Annotated in this window: 22 protein-coding genes; 5 read left to right on the top strand and 17 right to left on the bottom strand. The window is 67.0% G+C overall.

Going from position 1 to position 23143, the window contains the following annotated elements:
* Positions 1-24: 24 nt before the first annotated feature.
* The 3 genes from BCY78_RS00605 to BCY78_RS00595 all read right to left on the bottom strand — a co-directional run bounded on the left by BCY78_RS00605 (position 25) and on the right by BCY78_RS00595 (position 2535).
* On the bottom strand, positions 25-450 hold the full coding sequence (locus BCY78_RS00605) for a L,D-transpeptidase (RefSeq protein ID WP_068296363.1): 426 nt from the start codon (positions 448-450) through the stop codon (positions 25-27).
* A gap of 113 nt (positions 451-563) precedes the next feature.
* Positions 564-1256: an ABC transporter ATP-binding protein gene (locus BCY78_RS00600; RefSeq protein WP_068296360.1), complete on the bottom strand. Its 693-nt coding sequence runs from the start codon at positions 1254-1256 to the stop codon at positions 564-566.
* Positions 1249-2535 (bottom strand): lipoprotein-releasing ABC transporter permease subunit, encoded by a 1287-nt coding sequence (locus tag BCY78_RS00595; RefSeq protein WP_068296357.1) that lies wholly within the window; start codon positions 2533-2535, stop codon positions 1249-1251. The genes BCY78_RS00600 and BCY78_RS00595 overlap by 8 nt, the downstream gene beginning before the upstream one ends.
* A 194-nt stretch (positions 2536-2729) precedes the next feature.
* Between BCY78_RS00595 and BCY78_RS00590 the strand changes: the two genes are divergently transcribed.
* Complete coding sequence (locus BCY78_RS00590) at positions 2730-3701, top strand: NAD(P)-dependent alcohol dehydrogenase (RefSeq protein WP_158515883.1); 972 nt, start codon at positions 2730-2732, stop codon at positions 3699-3701.
* Here the strand turns inward: BCY78_RS00590 and hutU are convergent.
* Genes hutU through hutI form a run of 4 tightly spaced genes read right to left on the bottom strand, consistent with a single transcriptional unit; the run spans position 3698 to position 8875 of the window.
* On the bottom strand, positions 3698-5377 hold the full coding sequence (gene hutU / locus BCY78_RS00585) for a urocanate hydratase (protein ID WP_068296355.1): 1680 nt from the start codon (positions 5375-5377) through the stop codon (positions 3698-3700). The two genes, BCY78_RS00590 and hutU, sit on opposite strands and share 4 nt — an antisense overlap.
* A gap of 17 nt (positions 5378-5394) precedes the next feature.
* Positions 5395-6198: an N-formylglutamate deformylase gene (gene hutG / locus BCY78_RS00580; protein ID WP_068296352.1), complete on the bottom strand. Its 804-nt coding sequence runs from the start codon at positions 6196-6198 to the stop codon at positions 5395-5397.
* Positions 6195-7712, bottom strand: coding sequence for a histidine ammonia-lyase (gene hutH, locus BCY78_RS00575; RefSeq protein WP_068296350.1), 1518 nt, complete (start codon positions 7710-7712; stop codon positions 6195-6197). The genes hutG and hutH overlap by 4 nt, the downstream gene beginning before the upstream one ends.
* Complete coding sequence (hutI, locus tag BCY78_RS00570; protein ID WP_369808688.1) at positions 7706-8875, bottom strand: imidazolonepropionase; 1170 nt, start codon at positions 8873-8875, stop codon at positions 7706-7708. Before hutI ends, hutH begins: the two co-directional genes overlap by 7 nt.
* A 79-nt stretch (positions 8876-8954) precedes the next feature.
* On the opposite strand from hutI, the gene BCY78_RS00565 reads away from it, so the two are divergent.
* Complete coding sequence (locus BCY78_RS00565; RefSeq protein ID WP_068296344.1) at positions 8955-10319, top strand: formimidoylglutamate deiminase; 1365 nt, start codon at positions 8955-8957, stop codon at positions 10317-10319.
* Complete coding sequence (locus BCY78_RS00560) at positions 10316-10990, top strand: GntR family transcriptional regulator (RefSeq protein ID WP_068296341.1); 675 nt, start codon at positions 10316-10318, stop codon at positions 10988-10990. The genes BCY78_RS00565 and BCY78_RS00560 overlap by 4 nt, the downstream gene beginning before the upstream one ends.
* Before the next feature lie 135 nt (positions 10991-11125).
* On the opposite strand, the gene BCY78_RS00555 is transcribed toward BCY78_RS00560, so the two are convergent.
* The 3 genes from BCY78_RS00555 to polA form a co-directional block, all read right to left on the bottom strand.
* Positions 11126-11482, bottom strand: a complete 357-nt coding sequence (locus tag BCY78_RS00555; protein WP_068296338.1) for an MmcQ/YjbR family DNA-binding protein — start codon at positions 11480-11482, stop codon at positions 11126-11128.
* Between the two features lie 106 nt (positions 11483-11588).
* Positions 11589-12170, bottom strand: coding sequence for a pseudouridine synthase (locus tag BCY78_RS00550; protein ID WP_068296335.1), 582 nt, complete (start codon positions 12168-12170; stop codon positions 11589-11591).
* A gap of 7 nt (positions 12171-12177) precedes the next feature.
* Positions 12178-14997 (bottom strand): DNA polymerase I, encoded by a 2820-nt coding sequence (polA, locus tag BCY78_RS00545; RefSeq protein WP_068296332.1) that lies wholly within the window; start codon positions 14995-14997, stop codon positions 12178-12180.
* Positions 14998-15339: 342 nt separating this feature from the next.
* Here polA and BCY78_RS26155 point away from each other — a divergent pair, with 342 nt between their 5' ends.
* Complete coding sequence (locus BCY78_RS26155; protein ID WP_255402780.1) at positions 15340-15468, top strand: hypothetical protein; 129 nt, start codon at positions 15340-15342, stop codon at positions 15466-15468.
* Between the two features lie 75 nt (positions 15469-15543).
* Here BCY78_RS26155 and BCY78_RS00540 read toward each other — a convergent pair whose 3' ends face one another.
* From BCY78_RS00540 to BCY78_RS00530, 3 genes are all read right to left on the bottom strand, one after another.
* Positions 15544-16497, bottom strand: coding sequence for an alcohol dehydrogenase (locus tag BCY78_RS00540; protein ID WP_068296328.1), 954 nt, complete (start codon positions 16495-16497; stop codon positions 15544-15546).
* Positions 16498-16569: 72 nt separating this feature from the next.
* Complete coding sequence (locus tag BCY78_RS00535) at positions 16570-17496, bottom strand: pirin family protein (RefSeq protein ID WP_068296325.1); 927 nt, start codon at positions 17494-17496, stop codon at positions 16570-16572.
* Between the two features lie 97 nt (positions 17497-17593).
* The gene (locus tag BCY78_RS00530; protein ID WP_068296323.1) at positions 17594-17794 is read right to left on the bottom strand and encodes a zinc-finger domain-containing protein; all 201 of its coding nucleotides are present in this window, start codon (positions 17792-17794) and stop codon (positions 17594-17596) included.
* A 77-nt stretch (positions 17795-17871) separates the two neighbouring features.
* Between BCY78_RS00530 and BCY78_RS00525 the strand changes: the two genes are divergently transcribed.
* On the top strand, positions 17872-18852 hold the full coding sequence (locus tag BCY78_RS00525) for an ABC transporter ATP-binding protein (protein ID WP_068296320.1): 981 nt from the start codon (positions 17872-17874) through the stop codon (positions 18850-18852).
* A gap of 74 nt (positions 18853-18926) precedes the next feature.
* Here the strand turns inward: BCY78_RS00525 and BCY78_RS00520 are convergent, their stop codons facing one another.
* The 4 genes from BCY78_RS00520 to BCY78_RS00505 form a co-directional block, all read right to left on the bottom strand.
* Positions 18927-20357, bottom strand: coding sequence for a S8 family serine peptidase (locus BCY78_RS00520; RefSeq protein WP_068296318.1), 1431 nt, complete (start codon positions 20355-20357; stop codon positions 18927-18929).
* A gap of 119 nt (positions 20358-20476) precedes the next feature.
* A complete protein-coding gene (locus BCY78_RS00515) occupies positions 20477-21613 on the bottom strand; it encodes an MFS transporter (protein ID WP_068296316.1) in 1137 nt (378 codons plus the stop codon).
* Entirely contained in the window at positions 21606-22343 is a 738-nt protein-coding gene (locus tag BCY78_RS00510; RefSeq protein ID WP_068296313.1) for a DeoR/GlpR family DNA-binding transcription regulator, read from the bottom strand. Before BCY78_RS00510 ends, BCY78_RS00515 begins: the two co-directional genes overlap by 8 nt.
* A 105-nt stretch (positions 22344-22448) precedes the next feature.
* Entirely contained in the window at positions 22449-23048 is a 600-nt protein-coding gene (locus tag BCY78_RS00505; RefSeq protein WP_068297584.1) for a DUF1285 domain-containing protein, read from the bottom strand.
* Positions 23049-23143: the final 95 nt, after the last annotated feature.

Genomic DNA, 23143 nt, shown 5'->3' with positions numbered 1-23143 from the left:
GGCGTTGCCTTTGCGGCAGCGGCGTCAGTCGACGACGACCACGCGCATGTTGTCCATGCCCTCTTCCTGCACCATCGCGAACAGCAACGAGGCATTGTCCGGATGCAGCCGCACGCAACCCGCGCTGGCCGGACGGCCCAGACGGCTGACGGCATCGGTGGCATGGATCGCGTAATCGCCGTCATAGAAGATGGCGAAATACATCGGCGCGTTGTTGTAGAGGCTGGAGCGGTGCCAGCGCGACAGCCATTGCGGCTGCCATTCGCCGCGCGGCGTGTACTTGCCGGCGCGCGCGGTGGAGACCGGCCATTCATAGCGCAGCTGGCCGTCGAGATAGACATGCATGGTCTGGGTCGAGACGCTGACACGGGCGACAATCGCCTCGGCCTGAGCGGAAACAGGCGCCAGCAGACAGGCGGCCGCAAACGCGGCCCGGATAAAGGACTTCATTCCACCCCCCGGTAGAAACTGATTCAAAACAAGGACGTGGCAGCGTCCTCGGTCAGTTCCTGTCTCCGGGCATCAAATGTCAATCATTCCAAGGCCGACCGCGGCGCTTCGCCTCAGGCCGTGGCAATTCTGCCCGCATCGAGGCGCAGAATGCGGTCCATTCGGGCAGCCAGCTCAAGATTATGCGTCGCGATCAGGGCCGAGAGCCCCGTCTCGCGCACCAGCTCCATCAGCACGCCGAACACCTGATCCGAGGTCTCGGGGTCCAGATTGCCCGTCGGCTCGTCCGCCAGAAGGATGCGCGGCGCATTGGCCATGGCCCGGCAGAAGGCCACCCGTTGCTGCTCGCCCCCCGACAATTGCGCGGGACGGTGGCTGGCGCGGTGCGACAGCCCCACCTTGTCCAGAAGCGACAGTGCCCGCTCACGCGCGGCTTTGGCGGCGATGCCATTGGCCAGCTGCGGCAAGACGATGTTCTCCAGCGCGGTGAATTCCGGCAGCAGGTGGTGGAACTGGTAGACGAAACCGACCTGCTGTCGCCGCGCGGTGGTGCGGGCATTGTCCCCGAGGCGGCTCATGTCGATGCCGTCGATCTCCACGCGGCCGCTGTCGCAGGTATCGAGAAGCCCGGCGATATGCAGCAGCGTCGATTTCCCGGCGCCCGAGGGGGCGACCAGCGCCACGACCTCGCCCCGGCCCAGGGTCAGCGAGGCCTCGCGCAGCACCTCCACGGGGCCGGAGACGCCGCCGGTATAGGTCTTGACGATACCGTCGAGCAGCAGCGCGGTTTCGGAATGGTCATTCATAGCGCAGCGCCTCGACGGGGTTCATCCGCGCCGCGCGACGGGCCGGGAAGATGGTGACGATGAAGGACAGGCCCAGCGAGAGGCCGACGGCCTTCAGCACATCCGTGAGCCGCAGCTCGGCCGGCAGGGCATAGATCCCGCGGACCGAGGCATCCCAGGCCCCGCCGCCGGACAAGGTGTTCACGAAGGCAAAAATCGGATCGATATAGAGCGCGAACAGGCAGCCGGCGATCACGCCGATCCCGGTGCCGACCACGCCGATCAGGCTGCCGCACAGGAAGAACACCCGCAGGATCGAGCCCTCGGACAGCCCCATCGTGCGCAGGATCCCGATGTCGCGGCCCTTGTTCTTCACCAGCATGATCAGGCCCGAGATGATGTTCATCGCCGCGATCAGCACGAGGATCGACAGGATGATGAACATCACATTGTCCTCGATATCCAAGGCCCGCAGGAAGCTGCCCGCGCTGTCGCGCCAAGTCCAGATCATCGCGCGCTCACCGCCCGCGCGCAGCAGCGGATAGGTCATGGCGTCCACGTTCTCGGGGTCCTCCAGCATGACCTCGATCTCGTCGGCCACCCCGTCGCGGTTGAAGAAGGACTGCGCCTCGGTGAAGGGCAGATAGACCCGTGTGCGGTCGATGTCATAACGCCCGGCGCTGAAGATATAGACCACCTCGTAGGTGTTGATCCGCGGCGAGGTGCCGAAGGCGGTCTGCACCCCCTCGGGCGAGATGATGCGGATCCGGTCGCCGACCTGCGCCTGAATCTCGCGCGCGACGCCCTCGCCGATGGCGATGCCTTCTTCGAACCGGGTGATATCGCCCCGCGCGCGGTCCGAATGGGCGATGCGCGGGATCGCCAGCAGGTCGTCATAGCGGATGCCGAAGACCTCGACCCCGGCGTTGCGCCCCTGATTGGCGGCCATCACCTGCCCCTTGATCAGCGGCGCGGTCGAAGTCACGCCCGGCACTTCGGCCAGTCGGGCGGCAACGGCGTCGAAATCCTCGATCGTGCGGCTCATGGCCCCGTTCGAGGTGACCGAGGACGTGTAGTAGACCGTGGCATGGGCATTCGCACCCAGCACGGTGTCCACGAATTCCGACCGGAAGCCCGAGCGAACGGCCAAGGTCGCGATCAGCGCGAAGACCGCCAGCGCCACGCCCACAAGCGAGATCACCGTCATCACGCTGACGCCCCCCTCGGCCCGGCGGGCGCGGAGATAGGCCCAGGCGATCTGCCATTCGAAGGCGGCGAAGGGCGGGGTTCTGGCGGGCATGAAGGACGTCCGGTTGGGAAGGCGCGGGTCACGCCGCGCGAGGCCCGCGCAACGTCCAAGGAAAGCCCCGGCAGGTCAAGGGGTCTGCGGTCACCTCCGCGTGGCCTCGGCGCGCGCAACGGCGTGCTTTGCCATGCGCGGCCGATCCGGGCATGATGACAGCCTTTGATCCATGCGTTCCCGTGGAGAGTTTGATGCCCGACCTCATGCAGGCCGCCACCGCCCGCCGCTACGGCGGCCCCGAGGTGATGGCGATCGAGACTCTTCCCCGCCCCGTGCCCGGCCCCGGCCAGCTGCTGATCCGTGTCGGGGCCTTCGGCGTCACCCGAGGCGACGCGCGTATCCGCGGTCTCGACGTGCCGCGCGGGATGGGCCCGATGCTGCGGTTGATGTTCGGCCTGACCCGCCCTCGCCAGCCCGTCTTGGGCCGCGAGTTCGCCGGTGTCGTCGCGGGCATCGGGTCGGATGTCACGGGATGGTCCGAGGGCACCGCCGTGATGGGTATCACCGACGGGATGCGCATGGGGGCCGGGGCCGAGTATTGTGTGGTCAGCGCCGACAAGTTGGTGCTGCCCCGCCCCGAGAGCCTGACCGCGCCCGAGGCTGCCGGGTATTTCTTCGGTATCCTCACCGCCGCCGATTTCCTCATCGACCAATGCGGGCTGCAACCCGGCGAGCGGCTTCTGGTCAACGGCGCCACCGGCGCGGTCGGCGCGCCCGCCGTCTGGCTGGGCACTCATCTCGGGGCCGAGGTCACAGCCACCTGCAGCACCCCGAACCACGCTTTCGCGCAATCTATGGGCGCGGCGCATGTCCACGACTACCGCAATGGCCTTCCCGCTGGCCCCGTCGACGTGATCTTCGACATCCCGGGCACCCTGCCCTATGCCGTGGCGCGCCCGATAATGTCAGACAATGGCCGATTGGCCATGGCGACGGCCGATCTTCTCCCTCAACTCGGCGCGGCCCTACGCCCGAGGCGCGGGCAGCACCGTCTGGCAGCCGGCATCGTCAAAGAGACCCGCGATGCCCTGACCCGAGCGCTGAGTTATCACGCACAGGGCTACCGGCCGGAAATCGTGACCTTCCCGCTGGCCGAGGTGGTCGAGGCGCATCGCCTCGCCTCCTCGGGCCATAAGCCCGGGAATGTCGTCGTCACTGTTTAGAGGATCGCAGGCAAGTTCAGCCCATGCTGCTTGGCGCAGTCAACGGCGATGTCATAGCCCGCATCGGCGTGGCGCATCACGCCGGTCGCCGGGTCGTTCCACAACACGCGGCCAAGGCGCTCGTCGGCCTCCTCGGTGCCGTCACAGACAATGACCATGCCCGAATGCTGCGAGAAGCCCATGCCCACGCCGCCCCCATGGTGCAACGACACCCAGGTCGCGCCCGAGGCGGTGTTCAGAAGCGCGTTCAGCAGCGGCCAGTCGGAGACGGCATCCGAGCCATCCTTCATCGCCTCGGTCTCACGGTTGGGGCTGGCGACCGAGCCCGAGTCGAGGTGATCACGTCCGATCACCACCGGCGCCTTCAGCTCGCCATTGCGGACCATCTCGTTGAAGGCGAGACCCGCGCGGTGACGATCGCCGAGGCCAATCCAGCAGATCCGCGCCGGCAGACCCTGGAAGGCGATCCGCTCGGCCGCCATGTCAAGCCAGCGATGCAGATGGGCGTTCTCGGGGAACAGCTCCTTCATCTTCGCGTCGGTCTTGGCGATATCCTCGGGGTCGCCCGAGAGCGCGCACCAGCGGAACGGCCCGATCCCCTTGCAGAACAGGGGCCGGATATAGGCCGGCACGAAGCCCGGGAAGGCGAAGGCATTCTCCAGCCCCTCCTCCTGCGCGACCTGCCGGATGTTGTTGCCGTAATCCAGCGTCGGCACGCCCGCGTTCCAGAAGTCGACCATCGCCGCGACATGCGTCTTCATCGAGGCGCGCGCGGCCTTCTCCACCGCCTTCGGATCGCTCTCCTGCTTCGCGCGCCACTCGGCCACGCTCCAGCCGAGCGGAAGGTATCCATGGACAGGATCATGCGCCGAGGTCTGGTCCGTGACGATATCCGGCCGCACCTCGCCCGCCTTCATCCGGCGCACGAGCTCGGGGAAGACCTCGGCCGCGTTACCGATCAGCGCGACCGACTTGGCCTCGCCCGCGGCGGTCCACTCAGCGATCAGCGCCAGCGCCTCGTCGAGCGTATGCGCCTTCGCGTCGCAGTAGCGGGTGCGGATGCGGAAATCGGCGCGCGTCTCGTCGCATTCGACCGCCAGACAGCAGGCCCCCGCCATCACCGCCGCCAGCGGCTGCGCGCCGCCCATGCCGCCCAGACCCGCGGTCAGGATCCACTTGCCCTTCAGACTGCCGCCGTAATGCTGGCGTCCGGCCTCGGCGAAGGTCTCGTAGGTGCCCTGCACGATGCCCTGTGTGCCGATATAGATCCAGGACCCGGCGGTCATCTGGCCGTACATCATCAGCCCGGCCTTATCGAGCTTGTTGAAATGGTCCCAATTGGCCCAATGCGGCACGAGGTTCGAGTTCGCGATCAGCACCCGCGGCGCATCGGCATGGGTCCGGAAGATGCCCACCGGCTTGCCGGACTGCACCAGCAGGGTTTCGTTCGATTCCAGCGACTTGAGGCTCGCAACGATCTGGTCGAAATCCTTCCAGGTCCGCGCCGCCCGACCGATGCCGCCATAGACCACCAGCTCATGCGGGTTCTCGGCTACATCGGGATGCAGGTTGTTCATCAGCATCCGCATCGCCGCCTCGGTCTGCCAGGACTTGGCGGTGATCTCAGGCCCGGTCGGCGGGAAGATGTCGCGGGTGTTGTGACGGGGATTGTTCATCGGTTTCCCTTTCAGGATCAGCGCGTTGCGGCGCGAAGTTGTGGGGCGAGAGCGACAAGGCCCTCGAGAATGGATTGGAGATGGGTGCGGAGCGCCTCAGCCTTCTGCGCGTCATAGGCGAAGGGCGGTTCCTCGGTCGTCAGATGGGTCGATTGAGCCAGTTCCATCTGGATCGCATGCACCCCGTCCTGCGGCTGACCGTAGTGGCGGGTCGTCCAGCCGCCCTTGAAGCGACCATTGAGGATCGAGGTGTAACCCTCTGCCCCAAGGCACTTTTCCGCGACCAGAGCTTCGATCCTCGGATCACAGGTAGTGCCATTCGCCGTACCGTTGTTGAAATCGGGCAGCGTGCCCTCAAACAGGAACGGGATATGCGACCGGATCGAGTGGCAATCATACAGGATCGCCACGCCATGCCGCGCCTTCACCCGCGCCACCTGCTCGGCAAGCGCCGCATGGTAGACCGCATGGAACTGCTGACGCCGTGCCTCGATCTCGGGCGCATCGGGCTCCGAGAGCCAAATGTTCTCACCGTCGAAATCCGTCAGCGGCACGAGGCCCGTCGTGTTCTGCCCGGGATAGAGGCTCTCGCCATCCGGCGGGCGGTTCGCGTCGATGACATAGCGATGAAAGGTTGCCCGGACCGTCGTCGCTCCAGGCACAAGCCCTTCATAGAGCGTGTGAATATGCCAATCCGTATCCGCCAGCACCTGCCCACGCGGGGTCAGCCGGGCGAATATCTCGGGCGGCAGATAGGTGCCGGTATGCGGCAGCCCGAGGATCAGCGGGCTATCGCCCTCAAGGATATCGACCGGCGTCACAGCGCGAACTCCAACCCGGCCGCCGAGGCGAGCACATCGCCCCGCACCAGCCCAGCCGCAACCTCGATCTCCGGCGCCAGATAGCGGTCGTCGGCCAAAGCCGGCACCTTGGCGCGCAGGGCTGTGATCACAGCGGCAAGCTTCGGCGCGGTGGCCAGAGGCGCGCGGTAGCCGATCCCCTGCGCCGCGCAGAGCGCCTCGACCCCCAGGATCACCGAGAGGTTCGCATTCATCCGTTGCAACCGCCGCGCGCCATGGGCGGCCATGCTGACATGGTCTTCCTGATTGGCCGAAGTCGGCGTGGAATCGGTCGAACAAGGCGTCGCAAGGTGCTTGTTTTCGCTCATCAAAGCGGCGGTAGTGACCTCGGCGATCATATAGCCCGAGTTCAGACCCGGATCCGGCGTCAGGAACGGCGGCAAGTCGTGGCTCAGGGTCGGATCGACCATCAACGCCACGCGACGCTGGGCGATCGCGCCGATCTCGGCCAGAGCCAGAGCGATGATATCCGCAGCGAAAGCAACGGGTTCCGCGTGGAAGTTACCCCCGGACAAGATGCCCTCGGGCGTGACCAGCGGGTTGTCGGTCACGGCATTCGCCTCGATCTCCAACGTCCCAGCCACCTGCTGCAGCAGATCCACCGCCGCGCCCAACACCTGCGGCTGGCAGCGGATGCAATACGGGTCCTGCACGCGGGTATCACCCTCGCGGTGGCTCTCGCGGATCACCGAGCCCTCCATCAACGCGCGCATCTGCGCGGCGACATTGATCTGCCCCTTATGGCCGCGCAGCGAATGGATCATCGGCTGCAGGGGTGCCGTCGAGCCCATGATCGCGTCCGTCGACAGGCAGCCCGTGACCAGCGCCGCGCGGGCCATGCGCCAGCCGTCGAACAGCCCGACCAGCGCCAGCGCGGTCGAGAATTGCGTGCCGTTGATCAGCGCTAGGCCCTCTTTCGGCCCCAGAGTGATCGGCGCGATCCCTGCCTTTTCAAGCGCTTGCGCCCCGCCCATCCGCGCGCCTTCAAGCCAGGCCTCGCCATGGCCCAACATCACCGCCGTCATATGCGCGAGCGGCGCGAGGTCGCCCGAAGCGCCGACCGAGCCCTGAGCCGGCACGACCGGGGTCACGCCCTTGGCGATCAGCGCCTCGATCTGGGCGATAACCTCCCAGCGCACGCCAGAGGCCCCGCGCCCAAGACTCAGGAGCTTCAGCGCCATCATCAGGCGGGTGGTGTTCACGTCCAGCGCCTCACCGACGCCGCAGCAATGCGACAGGATCAGGTTGCGCTGCAGGGTTGCGGTGTCCTCGGGCGCGATCTTGACCGAGGCGAGCTTGCCGAAGCCGGTGTTCACGCCATAGACCGCGACCTTGCCCTCGGCGGCCTGCCGGACGATGGCGGCGGCGGCCTCGACCCCCTCGCGCGCCGAGGCGTCGAGCCGGAAGTCCCGCCCCTCTCGCCACAGCATTTCAAGGGTTTGCAGGTCGGTGTTACCGGGAATGAGCGTCAGCATTTGCGGCCTTCAAGATAGCGGGCGTGGAGCGGGTTGAACCCGATGCGGTAGGCAAGTTCAGCGGGATCTTCGACCTCCCAGACGGCGAGATCCGCGCGAAGACCGGGCGCGAGACGCCCGCAATCCGTGAGGCCGAGCGCCGTAGCGGCATGCTCCGTCGCCCCGCGCAGCGCCTCGTCGGGCGTCAGGCGGAACAGCGTGCAGGCCATGTTCATGGTCAGCAGCAGCGAGGTCAGCGGCGAGGTTCCGGGGTTTGCGTCGGTCGCCACGGCCATCGGCACGCCCTGTTTGCGGAAGGCGGCGACGGGGGGCATCTGCGTCTCGCGCAGGGCGTAAAAGGCACCGGGCAGCAGGACGGCGACCGTACCCGAGGCGGCCATGAGGCGGGCGTCCTCTTCAGTCGCGTATTCAACGTGGTCCGCGCTGAGGGCTCCGTAGCGAGCGGCTAGCGCCGTACCGCCAAGGGCACTGAGTTGTTCCGCATGCAGCTTCACCGGCAGGCCGAGGGCCCTCGCCTCATCGAAGACCAAGGCGATTTGTTCGGGCGAGAAGGCGATCCCCTCGCAGAAGCCGTCGACGGCATCGACCAGACCCTCGGCATGGGCGGCGCGCAGGGCAGGGATACAGACGTCAGACAAATAGGCGTCAGGTTGGTCTTTGTATTCCGGCGGCAGGGCATGGGCGCCGAGATAGGCGGTCACCACCCGCACGGGCAACTTTTGCCCCAAGCGTTTGGCAACGCGCAGCATTTTCAGCTCGGTGTCGAGATCCAGACCATAGCCCGACTTGATCTCGACCGTCGTCACACCCTCGGCCAGCAGTGTTTTCAACCGCGGCATGGCTTGCCGGAATAGCTCTTCCTCGCTCGCCGAACGGGTAGCCCCGACCGTCGAGACAATGCCGCCGCCAGCCCGCGCGATTTCCTCATACGAGGCCCCTTCCAGCCGCATCGCAAATTCCCGCGCGCGGTTGCCGCCGTAGACCAGATGCGTGTGGCAATCGATCAGCGCGGGTGTGATCACACGCCCGCCCTGATCCTCGCGCGGGCCGTCCAGTGTCAGACCGGCCTCGGGCCCCGCATAGAGGATGCGCCCGCCACCGATGGCCACGGCGCTCCGCTCAGGCCCGAATCCGGGGGCGAGGCGGGCATTTGTCAGGATCAGATCTGCCGATTCCATCTTGCGACTCCGTTGTTGAGCGTTAATATGTGCATACATATTCCAGCCGTCAACGGAGAAATCGATGCGCCTTCATGCTGCCCAAGCCCTCCTGCCCGACGGTTGGGCCAAGGACGTCGCCGTCACGCTTCAAGGCACGCGCATCGGCGAAGTCACAGTCGGCGCCGCGCCGATGCCCGGCGACAAACGCCTCGACGCGCTGCTGCCTGCGCCCGCGAACCTGCATTCTCATGCCTTCCAGCGTGCGATGGCCGGCATGACCGAACGTCGCGGCCCCTCGGGCAGCGACTCGTTCTGGACCTGGCGGCGGTTGATGTTCCGCTTCCTCGACCAGCTGACGCCCGAGGATGTGCAGGCCATCACCGCCTATGTGCAGATGGAGATGCTGGAGGCGGGCTACGGCGCCTCGGTGGAATTCCACTACCTCCACCATGCGCCGGGCGGCGTGCCCTATGCCGAGCGCGCCGAGATGTCCGCCCGCATCGCCGCCGCCGCCGCACAAACGGGGATCGGCCTGACGCTCCTGCCGGTCCTCTATACGCAAGGCGGCGTCGATGGCCGCGAATTGAGCCCCGGACAGGTGCGGTTCCGCAATGATGTCCATGGTTATATTCCGATCATCGAGGGCGCCGAGGCCGCGCTGAAGGCCCTCCCCGAGGACGCCCGCCTCGGCATCGCGCCCCATTCCCTGCGCGCCGTGACGCGTGAGGGCTTGGCCGCATGCGCCACCCTCCGCCCCGAAGCGCCGATCCATATGCATCTCGCCGAACAAGTCGCCGAGGTGGAGGAGATCGAAGCCGCCTATGGCGCGCGCCCGGTTGAGTGGCTGCTCGCGAATGCCGAGGTCGATGACCGCTGGTGCCTGATCCATTGCACGCAGATGGAGCGGCAGGAGACCAGAGCGCTGGCACGCTCGGGCGCGGTGGCAGGCCTCTGCCCGATCACCGAAAGCTCGCTTGGCGACGGCATCTTTGACGGCGTTGCCTGGACCCAAGCGGGCGGCGCTTTCGGCATCGGCTCGGACAGCAATATCCGCATCACCCTGACCGAGGAATTGCGCGTTCTGGAAATGTCGCAGCGCTTGCGCGACAAGGGCCGGGCGATGTTGGCGACCGATCAGGCGTCGACCGGCCGCGTGCTGTTCCAAGGCGCGCTGAAGGGCGGCGCGCAGGCGGCGGGCCGCGATACCGGCTCCATCGCGGTGGGGAAGCTCGCAGACCTCGTGGCGCTCGATTGCGACCGGGTGGATCTGGAAGGCCGCGAAGGCGACGCCCTGCTCGACGCGTGGATCTTCGCGGGAGATGACTGCGCGGTCGCCGAGGTCTGGTCCGCCGGGCGGCATGTCGTCACGGGGGGCCGTCACCCCTTGCATGACCAGATCGAGGCCGGCTATCGCGCGGTGACAAGGCGGTTGAAGGCGGCGGAATGAGAGCCATCACCGGCTGGCAGGAGGCCCGCGACGAGGCCTTGGCGCGCATCCGCGCCCGCGACTGGGCGCCGGGCGAGCGCATCCCCGACGAGGTCGCTTTGGCCGAGGCTTGGGGCTGCGCGCGGGCGACGGTCAACCGGGCTTTGCGCGACCTCGCGGAGCAGGGATATCTGGAACGTCGGCGCAAGGGTGGCACCCGCGTGCCGCTGACGCCGGTGCGCCGCGCGACGCTGACGATCCCGATCATCCGGCAGGACATCGAGGAACGTGGCCAGAAACCGGGATATCGCCTGCTCTCAGACCTTGTGGAAACCCCGCCGGAGACGCTGCAACAGATCATGGGCACCCTGCCCCTGCGCCACATCCGTGCCCTCCACTTGGCCGATGACGCGCCCTACTGCCTCGAGGATCGCTGGCTCAATCCGGCGGTCTCAGAAGACGTCGACTTCACCGCCCTCAGCCCCAATGAATGGCTCGTTGGCAATGTTAGCTATTCAGAAGGCACGCTCGCCTTCCACGCCCTACCCGCCGATGCCGCCCATGCCGAGGCGTTGAACTGCGCTCCTGGCACCGCCCTCCTCGCCCTCGACCGCTCGACCCGCGCCGAGACGCCCATCACTTGGGTCCGTCTCACCTATGCGCCCGGCCACCGGGTCGAAGCCGGCCTCTGATCATCTTCGCTCTGAAAATATCCTGGGGGGTGAGGGCCGCCCGGAGGGGGCGCCAGTGGCGCGCCCTCAGGCACGAACGCCCGAGGCACAAGCCGAGGGCCGCGCAGCGACGAGGGGGCAGAGCCCCCAGCCTTCTTAACTGGGTTGCCCGGCGTCCCAGCTTTTGAGCCAGCGTTTCGGGGCCATCTCGCGCCAGCGGGCGATCAGGCGCGGGCCGGCCCAGGCGGGGTCGATATGGCCGGCGTTGACGAGGATGAACTTGTGGGGCGCATAATGGGGATGCAGCTGGAAGGTCTCAGGATCGGCTGCAAGCAGCATCTCGCGTTCGTCGAAATCGCAGGGGAAGACGGCGGCGTCGACATAGGGCGACCACCAGACCCACATCTTGCCGTGCGCGCGCAGGCAGGGGCGGCCCCAGCCGGTGCCGTCCTCGACCATCGGCAGGTTGAGCGAGAGGGCGAAGGCGCGGAGCTCGTCGTAGGTGCTGATCATGGGGGGAGTTTGGCGGAGTGGCGCTGATTTGCAAGCGCGGTGAAGGGGGCTTTGCCCCCTCGCCCCGCGGGCTCACCCCCAGGATATTTTTAGAACGAAGATGAGGTCAGAGGGGGAGGTCGCGCCAGTCGCCGGGGGCGAGATCGGCGACTGTGTGGGGGCCGACGGACCAGCGGACGAGGCGCAGGACGGGGAGGCCGACATGGGCGCACATGCGGCGGACCTGGCGGTTTCGGCCTTCGGTGATGGTCAGGCGGAGCCAGGCCTCGGGGACCGATTTGCGAAAGCGCACGGGCGGATCGCGGGGCCAGAGCCAGTCGGGCTCGGGGACTTCCTCGGCCTCGGCCGGGCGGGTTCGGCCGTCGTTCAGCTCCATGCCGCCGCGGAGGGTGGCGAGGGCCTCGGGCGTGACCGTGCCCTCGACCTGGGCGTAATAGGTCTTGGGCATCTTGTCCTTGGGATCGGTGATCCGCGCCTGCAGGATGCCGTCGTTCGTCAGCAGCAGCAGCCCCTCGCTGTCGCGGTCCAGCCGCCCCGCCGGGTAGAGGCCCGGCAGGTCGAGGTAGCGTTTCAGCCCCGGCCAATGCGTGTCATCCGTGAACTGGCTGAGCACATTCATCGGCTTGTTGAAAGCAATGAGCCGCGTGGCCTGTTTCGGGCCGCGTGGGCGGGGGCGGGGCCTGCTCATGGACGGCTCAATGCGCCTGCGCCCAGTTGTCGCCCACACCGGCCTCGACGATCAGCGGCACGTCGATCCGCACAGCCGGGGCATGGGCATTTTCCATCACCGCCTTCACCACCTTGATCGTGTCGTCCACCGCGCCCTCGTCGACCTCAAAGACCAGTTCATCGTGAACCTGCAGCAGCATCTTCGCCGGCAGGTCCTTGATCGCCTCGGGGATGCGGATCATCGCGCGGCGGATGATGTCGGCGGCGGTGCCCTGAATGGGCGCGTTGATCGCGCCGCGGCGGGCGAAACCGGCACCCGGGCCCTTGGCGTTGATCTCGGGCGTGTGGATGCGGCGGCCGAACAGGGTCTCGACGTAAGCATGCGCCTTCGCGAAGTCGATGGTCTTGTCCATGTAGTCGCGGATGCCGGGGAAACGCTCGAAATAGGTGTCAATGAAGGCCTGCGCTTCGGCCCGCGGGATGCGCAGGTTGCGGGCAAGGCCGAAGCCCGAGATGCCGTAGATGACGCCAAAGTTGATCGCCTTGGCGCGGCGGCGGACCTCGGAGGTCATCTCGTCCAAAGGCACCCCGAACATCTCGGACGCGGTCATCGCATGGATGTCGAGCCCGTCGCGGAAGGCGTCCTTCAGGGCCGGGATGTCGGCGACATGGGCGAGGATCCTGAGTTCGATCTGACTGTAATCGAGGCTCACAAGCTTCTTGCCGGGTTCGGCCACGAAGGCCTCGCGGATGCGGCGGCCTTCCTCTGTGCGGACGGGGATGTTCTGCAGGTTGGGATCGGTCGACGCCAGACGCCCCGTGTTCGCCCCGGTCTGCGCGTAGGAGGTGTGCACGCGCCCGGTTTCCGGGTTGATATGGTCCTGCAGCGCGTCCGTGTAGGTCGATTTCAGCTTCGAGACCTGCCGCCAGTCCAGCACCTTGCCGGGCAGCTCATGCTCGGTTGCCAGATCCTCGAGGATATCGGCGCCGGTGGAATAGGCGCCGGTCTTGCCCTTCTTGCCGCCGGGCAGCGAGAGCTTGTCGAACAGGATCTCGCCGAGCTGCTTGGGCGAACCCACATTGAAGCTTTCACCGGCCAATTCGTGGATCTCGGCCTCCAGCCCCGCCATGGTTTGCGAGAAGGCCGAGGACATGCGCGACAGCGTGTTGCGGTCGACGCGGATGCCGTGCTGCTCCATCTGCGCCAGCACCGGGACCAGCGGCCGTTCCAGCGTCTCGTAGACCGTCGTCACGCGGGCGCGGTGCAGGCGGGGGCGGAAGACCTGCCACAGACGCAGGGTGATATCGGCATCCTCGGCGGCATAGGGCGTCGCGTCCTCGATCGAGACTTTGTCGAAGGTGCGCGCGGATTTGCCGGTGCCCAGCAGCGGCTTGATCGGGATCGGGCTGTGGGCGAGGTATTTCTCCGACAGTTCGTCCATGCCGTGATTGTGCAGGCCCGAATGCAGCGCGTAGCTCATCAGCATCGTGTCGTCGATCGGCGCGACCGTGACGCCGCGGCGGGCGAAGATCTTGGCGTCGTACTTGATGTTCTGGCCGATCTTCAGGATCGAAGCATCCTCAAGCACCGGCTTCAGAACCGCCAGCGCTTCCTCGGGATCGATCTGCCCCTCCAGCCGCTTGGCCGAGCCGAAGAGGTCATCGGCCCCCTCGGAATGGGTGAGCGGGATGTAGCAGGCCTCGCCGGGCGTGACGGAGAGCGAGATGCCGACGAGTTCCGCCTGCATCTCATCCAATGAGGTCGTCTCGGTATCGACGGCGACATAGCCCTGCTCGAGGATCTTCGCGACCCAGCCCTTCAGCGTGTCCAGATCTCGGACGCAGCTGTAATTGGCCTTGTCGAAGGGCGGATGTTCCACCTCGGCGGGCGCGTCATGCTTGGCCGAGGCGCCGTCGGGCTTGGCGACGGCGGGGGCGGCGATCACCGGGGCCTCGACGCCCAGCTTGTCGGAAATGCGCTTGGTGAGCGTGCGGAATTCCATCCGGGCGAGGAAGTCCAGCAGCGCCTCGGATTCCGGCTTCTTGCATTCCAGCGATTCGAGGCTGTCCTCGACCGGCACTTCACGGCTCAGCGTCACCAACTGGCGCGAGATGCGGATTTGTTCGGCATTGTCGATCAGGGTCTGGCGGCGCTTGGGCTGTTTGATCTCTTCGGCGCGGGCCAGAAGCGTGTCCAGATCGCCGTATTCGTTGATCAACAGGGCGGCGGTCTTCAAGCCGATCCCCGGCGCGCCGGGCACGTTATCGACCGAGTCGCCGGCCAGCGATTGCACGTCGATCACCTTGTCCGGACCGACGCCGAATTTCTCCAGCACCGCATCGAGGCCCAGAAGCTTGTTCTTCATCGGGTCCCACATATCCACGCCGGGGCCGACCAGCTGCATCAGGTCCTTGTCGGACGAGATGATCGTCGCCGTGCCACCCGCTTCGGTCGCGAGACGCGCATAGGTGGCGATGATATCGTCGGCCTCCCAGCCTTCCATCTCGATGCAGGAGACGTTGAAGGCGCGGGTGGCCTCGCGGGTCAGCGGGAATTGCGGGCGCAGATCCTCGGGCAGTTCCGGGCGGTTGGCCTTGTAGAGATCGTAGATCTCGTTGCGGAAGGTGACCGAGGAGGCGTCGAAGATCACGGCGATATGCGTCGGCACCGAGGTATTGGCCGAACTGCCGGAAATCTCGTTCCAGATCAGGTTGCAAAAGCCCTGCACGGCGCCCACGGGCAGGCCGTCCGACTTGCGCGTCAGCGGCGGGAGGGCGTGATAGGCGCGGAAGATGAAGGCCGAGCCGTCGATGAGATGAAGGTGCGAACCCTTGCCGAAGGTCATCGCCAGTCTCCCTGTTCGTCGTTGGTTCCTTGGTATCCCCCGGCGGGCGGGGCGTCCAGCGGCGATCCGGGCGTTGCCTTGGGGGTGGCGGGAAACGCGCGTTGCGGAAAGATGAGGCGCAAAGGTTGAAATTGGTCACCCAAGCTGCCATATAGCGGAGGCCTCCCGGGTCGGCCGCCATCGCGCGGCCTTTTTCGGTCCCCGTTGGACCCCGCGCCTGTTGCGCATCCCCGGCCAGGCGATTCCGTACGGAATCCTCGCGTTCAAGCTGCGCCCTTCCGGGCCGCGCTGACCCGTTGGTTTTTCCGTGACGGCGGATGACGATGATGAAAGGAGACCACCATGCCGACCGATATCACCAATGAAGAACTCGAGCGTCGCCTCGAGGAGCTGAAGCAAGCGGGCATGACCCTCGCCGTGAAAGCGCTGCAGCGTGAGCAGTCCTTCCGCGAGCGCAAGGCGGCTGCCTGAGCGACCGGCAACGGGTCCGAAGACCCGGCGGTGAACGAAAAAAGGGCGGAGGGAAACCTCCGCCCTTTTTTGGTGTCAGGCCCCGGTGGAGAGGTCCAGCATGGGCTTCATGCCGCCCGGCTCCCCGGCCGCTGCCAGCGCCGCACGCCAATCGGCCAGCGCGAAGATCCGCGCCGGCGGGGGAGGGGCCTGCCGCATGCCTTCCCAGATCGCCGAAAACGCATGCTGCCAATCCTGCGGGCTGAGGCTCGCCTGAGCCTCGCGCAGGTGGAATCGGTGGTAGCCGGCCTTCGGGGGCGCTGCCGGGCGCAGGGGTTCGCCCGTCAGCAACCCGTATCCGACGAAATCGCTGCCCTTGCGCATCGCCGTCAGGATCGCTGTGGCAACCGACCCGCCGAGCGCGTCGAAGGTCAGATCAGCCTCGCGCGCGGCGGCGTAGAGAGCGGCGGTATCCTGCAAGGCAATCGGCTCCACCCCCTGCGCGATCAGCACGTCGCGGCGGCTGGGGCTGCGATAAATCGCCTGCACCCGCACCGCGCCCTGTTCCAGCGCCCCACGGGCCAGCAGGGCCGCGCAATGTGACCCGGCCCCGCTGAGAAGGACACGGCGGCCGGTAGCCGGCCAGCGCGCCAGCATCTGCCGAGCCGCCATCGGGTTGACATAGGCGCGGGCGGCCGCGTCGTCGGGGATATCCTCGGGCACCGGCACCGCCCAATCCGGGACGCAGTCCAGCACGCGCTGCCATGTCCCGCCGGCGCGCAGGGGCAGCACGCGGCGGCCGATCAGCGCTGCGAGCCGGGGCGGGGCGGCGATGACCCGGCCGACGCCCTCGTAACCGGCAATGGCAGGCAGGCTGATGCGATGGGCATAGGCCCCGGTCACCGGAATCAGGTCCGAGGGATTGACGGGCGAAAGGTGCATCGTCACCCGCAGCTGTCCTTCGGCCAGCGGCCCGAGGGGTGCGGGCTCCAGCGCCAGCGCCTGAAGCGGCGGGCCGAAGCGGCGGTAGATCAGGGCAGCGTTCTGCATGGCGCCGGTTTGGCGCGGCGGCCCCGGAAGGGCAAGCCCGGCGCGGTCAGGGCCGCGCCGGACGGGGACAGGTCAGCGCCAGTTGCGGTCCGACTGGTCCTTGATGAAGGTGCCGTTGTTCAGCTCCTTGAAGGCCTGCTTTAGCTCAGCCTGCGAGTTCATCACGATCGGCCCATGCCAAGCGACCGGCTCCTTGATCGGCTTGCCGGACACCAGAAGGAACCGGATCCCCTCGGGCCCCGAATTGACGACGATCTCGTCCCCGGTGCCGAAGCGCACCAAGGTCCGGTCGCCGGTCATGTCGCGCAGGTTGAGCTCCTCGCCGCGATACTCCTTCTCAACGAGAATCCCCTGCGGACGCGAGGCATCGCGGAACGTGCCCTTGCCCGCGAAGACATAGGCGAAGGTGTTGGAATAGGTATCGACCGGCAGCACCTTGCGGGTGTTGGGCGGCACCGAGACATCGAGCATCAGCGGATCGGCGGCGATGCCGTCGACCGGGCCGGTCTTGCCCCAGAACTTGCCGGTGATGATGCGCACCGCGGTGCCGTCGTCGTCGATCACGGTGTCGATGTCCGAACCCTTGATGTCCTGATAGCGCGGCGCAGTCATCTTCAGGGAACGCGGCAGGTTCGCCCAAAGCTGGAAGCCATGCATCTGGCCCTTGGCGTTCCCCTTGGGCATCTCCTGATGCAGGATGCCGGACCCCGCCGTCATCCATTGCACCGCGCCCGAGCCCAGCCGCCCCTTGTTGCCCAGCGAATCGCTGTGCTCGACGGTGCCTTCGAGGACATAGGTGATCGTCTCGATCCCGCGATGGGGATGCCAAGGGAAACCCTTGCGGTAGAGATCGGGCGAATCGTTGCGGAAGTCATCCAGCATCAGGAACGGATCGGATTCGGACGGATCGCCGAAGCCGAAGGCTCGATGCAGATGGACGCCGGCGCCCTCCATGGTCGGGCGGGCGCGGGTGGTCTTGGTCACGGGACGGAAAGACATGGTCGCACTCCTGTTTCAGGTCTGCAGCCAATATCGGTGCACAGGAGCGCGTTATCCAGCCCGGTCTCTGTGCGCGATGGCACAGAGCATGCGCGACTTAGTGGTCGTCGTGGGCGGCGTTGGCGTCCAGCACGTAGCGGGCGTCGCAATAGGGGCATTCGACCCAGCCGGTGTCATGCGGGATGGTCAGCCAGACGCGCGGATGACCCAGCGCTCCTTCGCCCCCATCGCAGGCAATGCGGCGGGCGTGGGCAACATGGGTTGCGGGCGCGTCATGGGCGGGCTGGGTGGCGGACATAAGCGCTTCCTTGTCTCGACGGGGCAATCGACCTAGGTGATGGGCCCATCTAGACGATTTTCGCGGGCAGGAGCAAGATGACCGACACCGTCTCCGTTAAGACGAGCGCCGAGGCGCCCGAGGGTGCCCCCGAAAGCGCCATCGAGATCCGCGGCCTGCGCAAGGTCTATGGCGCCTCGGGCAAATCCGCCCCCAAGGAGGCGCTGACCGGCATCGATCTGACCATCCCGCGCGGCTCTGTCTTCGGGCTCTTGGGGCCGAATGGCGCGGGCAAATCGACGATGATCAACATCATGGCCGGCCTCGTGCGCAAGACCGAGGGGCAGGTGAAAATCTGGGGCTTCGATCAGGACGTGAACCCGCGCCAGTCGCGCGCGGCGATCGGTGTCATGCCGCAGGAGCTGAGCGTCGATCCCTTCTTCACCCCGCGCGAGGCGCTGGAGGTGCAGGCGGGCCTTTACGGTGTGCCCCCACGCGACCGGCGCACGGATGAGATCCTTGAACTGATCGGCCTCACCGACAAGCAGAACGCCTATGCCCGGACGCTCTCGGGCGGGATGCGGCGGCGTCTGCTGTTGGGGAAGGCGCTGGTGCATGCGCCGCAGATCCTCGTGCTGGACGAACCCACGGCGGGCGTCGATATCGAGCTGCGGCAGATGCTGTGGAACAACGTCCGCGAGCTGAACCGGCAGGGGATGACGATCATCCTGACCACGCATTACCTCGAAGAAGCGCAGGAGATGTGCGACGAGATCGCCATCATCGACCGCGGCACGCTGGTGATCCGAGATTCGACCGAATCGATCCTTGCACGGATGGATTCGAAGACCCTTCTGGTGCGCGCGGCGGGTCCGGTCGGCTCGGTGGCTTTGCCCGAGGGCGTCACGCGTGAGGACCGCGCCGACGGCTGGCTGGCGCTGGGCTACAAGCGCAGCGCGATGGGCGCGGGCGCGTTGATCGCGGCCCTGCAGGCAGGCGGGGTGGAGATCCTCGACCTCTCGACGGCCGAGCCAGATCTGGAAGATGCCTTCCTGCAGCTGACCGCGCACAACGCGTAATCGCCGGATTTGAAAAGGCCCGCCCGGTGCATGACCGGGCGGGCCTTTCTGTACCGTATCCGGGGCCGCAACCGTTAGGAACAGCCCGGGTGCCCGCCACGCACCAGCTGGCGGCGCGCCGCGAAGACGTTGATGCGGGTGAACTCGTCGCCAACCGTGGGGCGGCTGACCGTGACGCCGGTGCATTGCAGGGCTTCGAGGATCTGCGCCACCGTCGCGTTGGGGACCGCGTCGCGCAGCAGGGCAAAGGCTCCGGCCACATGCGGCGCGGCCATCGAGGTCCCGCTGAAAGACACGGTGCCACGACGTGTGCCAGCCGCCGCAGCACGGATGCCGACGCCGGGCGCCATCAGGTCAACCATCCCGGGTGCCTGGTTCGAGAAATTCGCGATGTTGTCGTTGTCGTCCGTCGCGCCGACGGCGATCACGTTCGACAGGCAGGCCGGGAAGCCGATGCCCAGATTATAGCCGTTGTTTCCCGAGGAGGCGATGACGGCAACACCCATCGAGACAAGGTTTGCAACGGCTTGAACATAAGCAGGGTTGGCCGAACTATCGCAATCTTCCCGGAAGTAATTGCCCCCCAGGCTCATGTTCACCGCGACGATGTTATGCTGCGAGGCGATACGCGCAACGTATTCCAAGGCTTCGATTTGATCCGAGTCGTAGCTCAACACGCAGTCGCTGTAGATGCCAAACCGCTCACAGGCGGATTGCGGCGAGTGCGAGAACACCTGGATCGGGATCAACTGACCCTGAGGCGCCACGCCACGGTAGGCGCGGGGTGCACGACCCATGACGGTCGACGAGGTGTGGGTGCCATGGCCGCAGCCATAGAACGACGTGTCACATTCTCGCGCGGCCAGCGGAGCGATGTGTACTTCGCGCTCACCCCGGCACAGCGAGGTGACGCCCCCCGCCGCATAGTTGCTCGAGAAGCACGCCGCAGCCGCATGAGCATCGTTGAAGGCGCGGTGGCGAAAGGTGATGCCGGTGTCCAGCACGGCCACCGAGGTGTCGGTACCGTTGATCCCGGCGCGCCATAATCTGCGGGCGCCGATCAAGCCGGTGCTGGTGTCCATATGCGGCTGCGACAGCCCGTCCACGGTGACCGAAGTCACTTCGGGATCGGTCAGCAGCGCCTCCAGCTCGGCCGGGGTCACGGTCATCGTCACGAAGGGCACGGTCTCGAAGCGGTTTACCACCGATGCCTCACCGATGCGTCCGATGACCGAGCTTTGAGCGGCCGCGATCCGGCTGCGCTGATCACCGCGGGCGGCTTCGGACAGGCCGCCTTCGGGGGCTGCCGGGCTGCGGACGCCGACGATCACGCGCACGCTGCCTTCCGCTGCCGCCGCATTGCGCAGTGCCTGCGTCGCCATCGGGCTCGGCTCTTCGGGGGCACCCTGCGCGAAGGCGGGCGAGGTGAAGGGCGCGGCGAATGTGGTGCAGGCAAGGGCGGCAAGGGCCCCTAAGGTGCGGAAAACGAAACGAGACTTGTGCATCGGCAAACCCAGTCTGCGTGGAAAATTGACAACTAGAATCGCGCGATAGCATAGCGGAAAAAACCGGCCAAGTCACAAGGGCCGGTTTGAGGGCTTGACCAAAGGTCGCCTTGACAGGCTCAGGGCTGTTTCAACGCCTTGGCCAGCGCGCTGATGCCGAGGGCCAGCACCGCCACCAGCCAGAAGGCCACCGGCAGCCCGGCCAGATGAGCGATCCCACCAATCAGAGCCGGCCCCAGCACCATGCCGCCATAGCCCAGCGTCGCCACGCCCGCGATGGCCCGGCCCTGCGGCGTGTCGGGGTCGTTGGCAGCGCGCGACATGGCCAGCGGCATGACGACGGAATAGCCCAGACCCAGCAGGACGAAGCCGGCCAGCCCCGCCTCCAATGTCTGACCCAGCAGCGCGACGGCCAGCCCGGCGAAGGCCAGAACCCCGGCCACCCGCGCGGTCGGCACCGGGCCGAGGCGGTGAATCACCCGGTCGGCGCTGATCCGGGCCACGAACATCGCGGCGGAATAGACCGAGTAGCCCAGCGCGGCCCGGGCCTCGTCGGTGCCGGCGATGTCGATCAGGAAGACGGCCGACCAATCCGCCATCGCCCCCTCGCCGATGGACGAGCAGAAGGCGACCACCCCGGCCAGCACCAGAGGCTTCGTCGGCAGCGCAAAGCCGACGCCACCCCCGGCCCCCCGGCGCGACTCCCACGGGACCAGCGCGATCCAGAGGGTCAGCCCGCCCAGCAACGCCGCGACCAGCGTGAAATGGATCAGCGGCGTCAGCCCCAGCGCCACTGCCGCCCCGCCGCTCAGCGCGCCCAGACCGGCGCCGAGGCTCCACATCGCGTGGAACGAGGACAGGATCGGCCGGCGATAGACGCGCTCGACCTCGGCGCCCCAGCCGTTCATCGCCACATCCATCGCCCCGTGCCCCGCGCCGAACAGCAGAAGCGCCCCGGCCAGCGCCCAGGTGTTCGGCGCCAGCGCGATCAGGGGCAGGGCCAACGCGTAATAGAGGCCGATCCAGCGTGTGGCCCGGTCGGCGCCGATGCGGTCGCTCAGCCAGCCGGCCAGCGGGAAGGCAAGGATCGCGCCGCCTGCAAGGCACAACAGCAGGCGACCCAGCGTCGCCGGGTCCAGGGAGAAGGCCTCGACAAAGGCCGGCACCCGCGCCGCCCAGGCGCCGAACAGGATGCCGTTGAGGAAGAACATCGCGACGACGGCAAGGCGGACGCGGGACAGACGGGGTTCAGGCATGAAGGATCTCGAAAGGGGCCTCGGCCAGCGCCGGAAGGGCCCGGTCGGTGATCACGAGGTCGATGGTCTCGGGCGGCAGGGTCCGGTGCCGCGCGCGGGTGCCGACTTTCTCGGCCCCGGTGAGGATCAGGCAGCGCGGTGCACAGGCGGCCATCGTCGCCTTGACCGCGCTTTCGCCCGCGTCGTCGGAGGACAGGCCGAACTCGGCGTCCAGCCCGCAGGCGCCCAGCACGGTGACATCCGCGGCGATCCGTGCCAGCGCGGCGCAGGTCTCGGCCCCCGTGGCGATGCCGCCGCGGGCCGACATTGTGCCGCCGATCAGGGCGACTTCGATGCCGCAGGCCTGCGCGGCAAGGGCCACGGCGGGGGCGGGGGTGACGACCAGCAAGCCGGCCCGGGGTTGCAGCCGCGCCGCAAGCGCCGCGACCGAGGTTCCGCCGTCCAGCACCAGCGTGTTCGCGCCCGCCACTTGCGCCAGCGCCAAAGTTAGCACTGCCTCGGACAGGACATTGCGCCGCTCGGTCATCGGGACGGCAGGCACGGCGCGCGGCACGGCCCCGCCGCGCACCCGCTCGACCAGCCCGCGTTCCTCCAGCGCGATCAGGTCGCGCCGCATGGTGTCGGTGGACACGCCGAATTCCCCGGCCAGCGCGGCCAGATCCAACTCGCCCCCTCGGGCCAGCCGCTGCGCCAGCGCGCGCTGACGGATCTCGGGCGTGTTGAGGCTCATCGCATTGCCCTGCAAAAACTTGCAGAGAAATGCATCAGATTGCAGAAATCCGCAATCCCCCCTCACCTTGTTTCAAATACTCTGTCGCGGTCGCCAGCGCCCCGGTCAGCCCAGCTCGTCCGAGGGGATCACCGGGAAGAACTTCCCGCCGGACCACAGCCCGAACCAGCGCTTGCCCTGATGCTCGTGGTGAACGCCCAATTCCACCAGCCGATAGAAGCTCTTGCGGTCGATGAGGGCCTCCAGTCCGGCGCGGATCATCACATAAGGCGAAGGCTCGCCGCTCTCATCGCGCACCACACGGATCGGATGCTCGGGCCCGGCCTCGGCGAAATCGCCGACGTTCGTCTCGAAGCGCAGCAGCTGCCGCTCGCCCTCGCCCGAGACAGTGAAATCCACCGCCACGAAGGGCGCATCGTCGACCGTGATTCCCACCTTCTCGACAGGCGTGACGAGGAAATACTTCCCGTCCTCCAGCTTCAGGATCGTCGAGAAGAGCCGCACCAAGGGCTGCCGGCCGATCGGCGTGCCGAGGTAGAACCACGTCCCGTCGCGCGCGATCCGCATGTCCAGATCGCCACAGAACGGCGGGTTCCACAGATGGACCGGCGGCAATCCGCCCTTTTTCGCGGCCTTCTTCGCCTCGGCGGCCAGACTGTCCGCATTCGCTGCGGGAGGGGGGGTCACATTGTCTTGTGGCGCCATCATTTTATCCAACTTGGTCTGTGCGAAGGGCTTGCCCCTGACATATAACCCTGAACCAATGAAGGTCACACCTAAGAAGGTCACCGGAGGTACGC

It is taken from the genome of Pararhodobacter sp. CCB-MM2, assembly GCF_001691415.1.
GTDB lineage: Bacteria > Pseudomonadota > Alphaproteobacteria > Rhodobacterales > Rhodobacteraceae > Pararhodobacter.
Note: the sequence above shows the minus strand (reverse complement) of the source record. Positions and strands in the feature narration are given on the sequence as shown.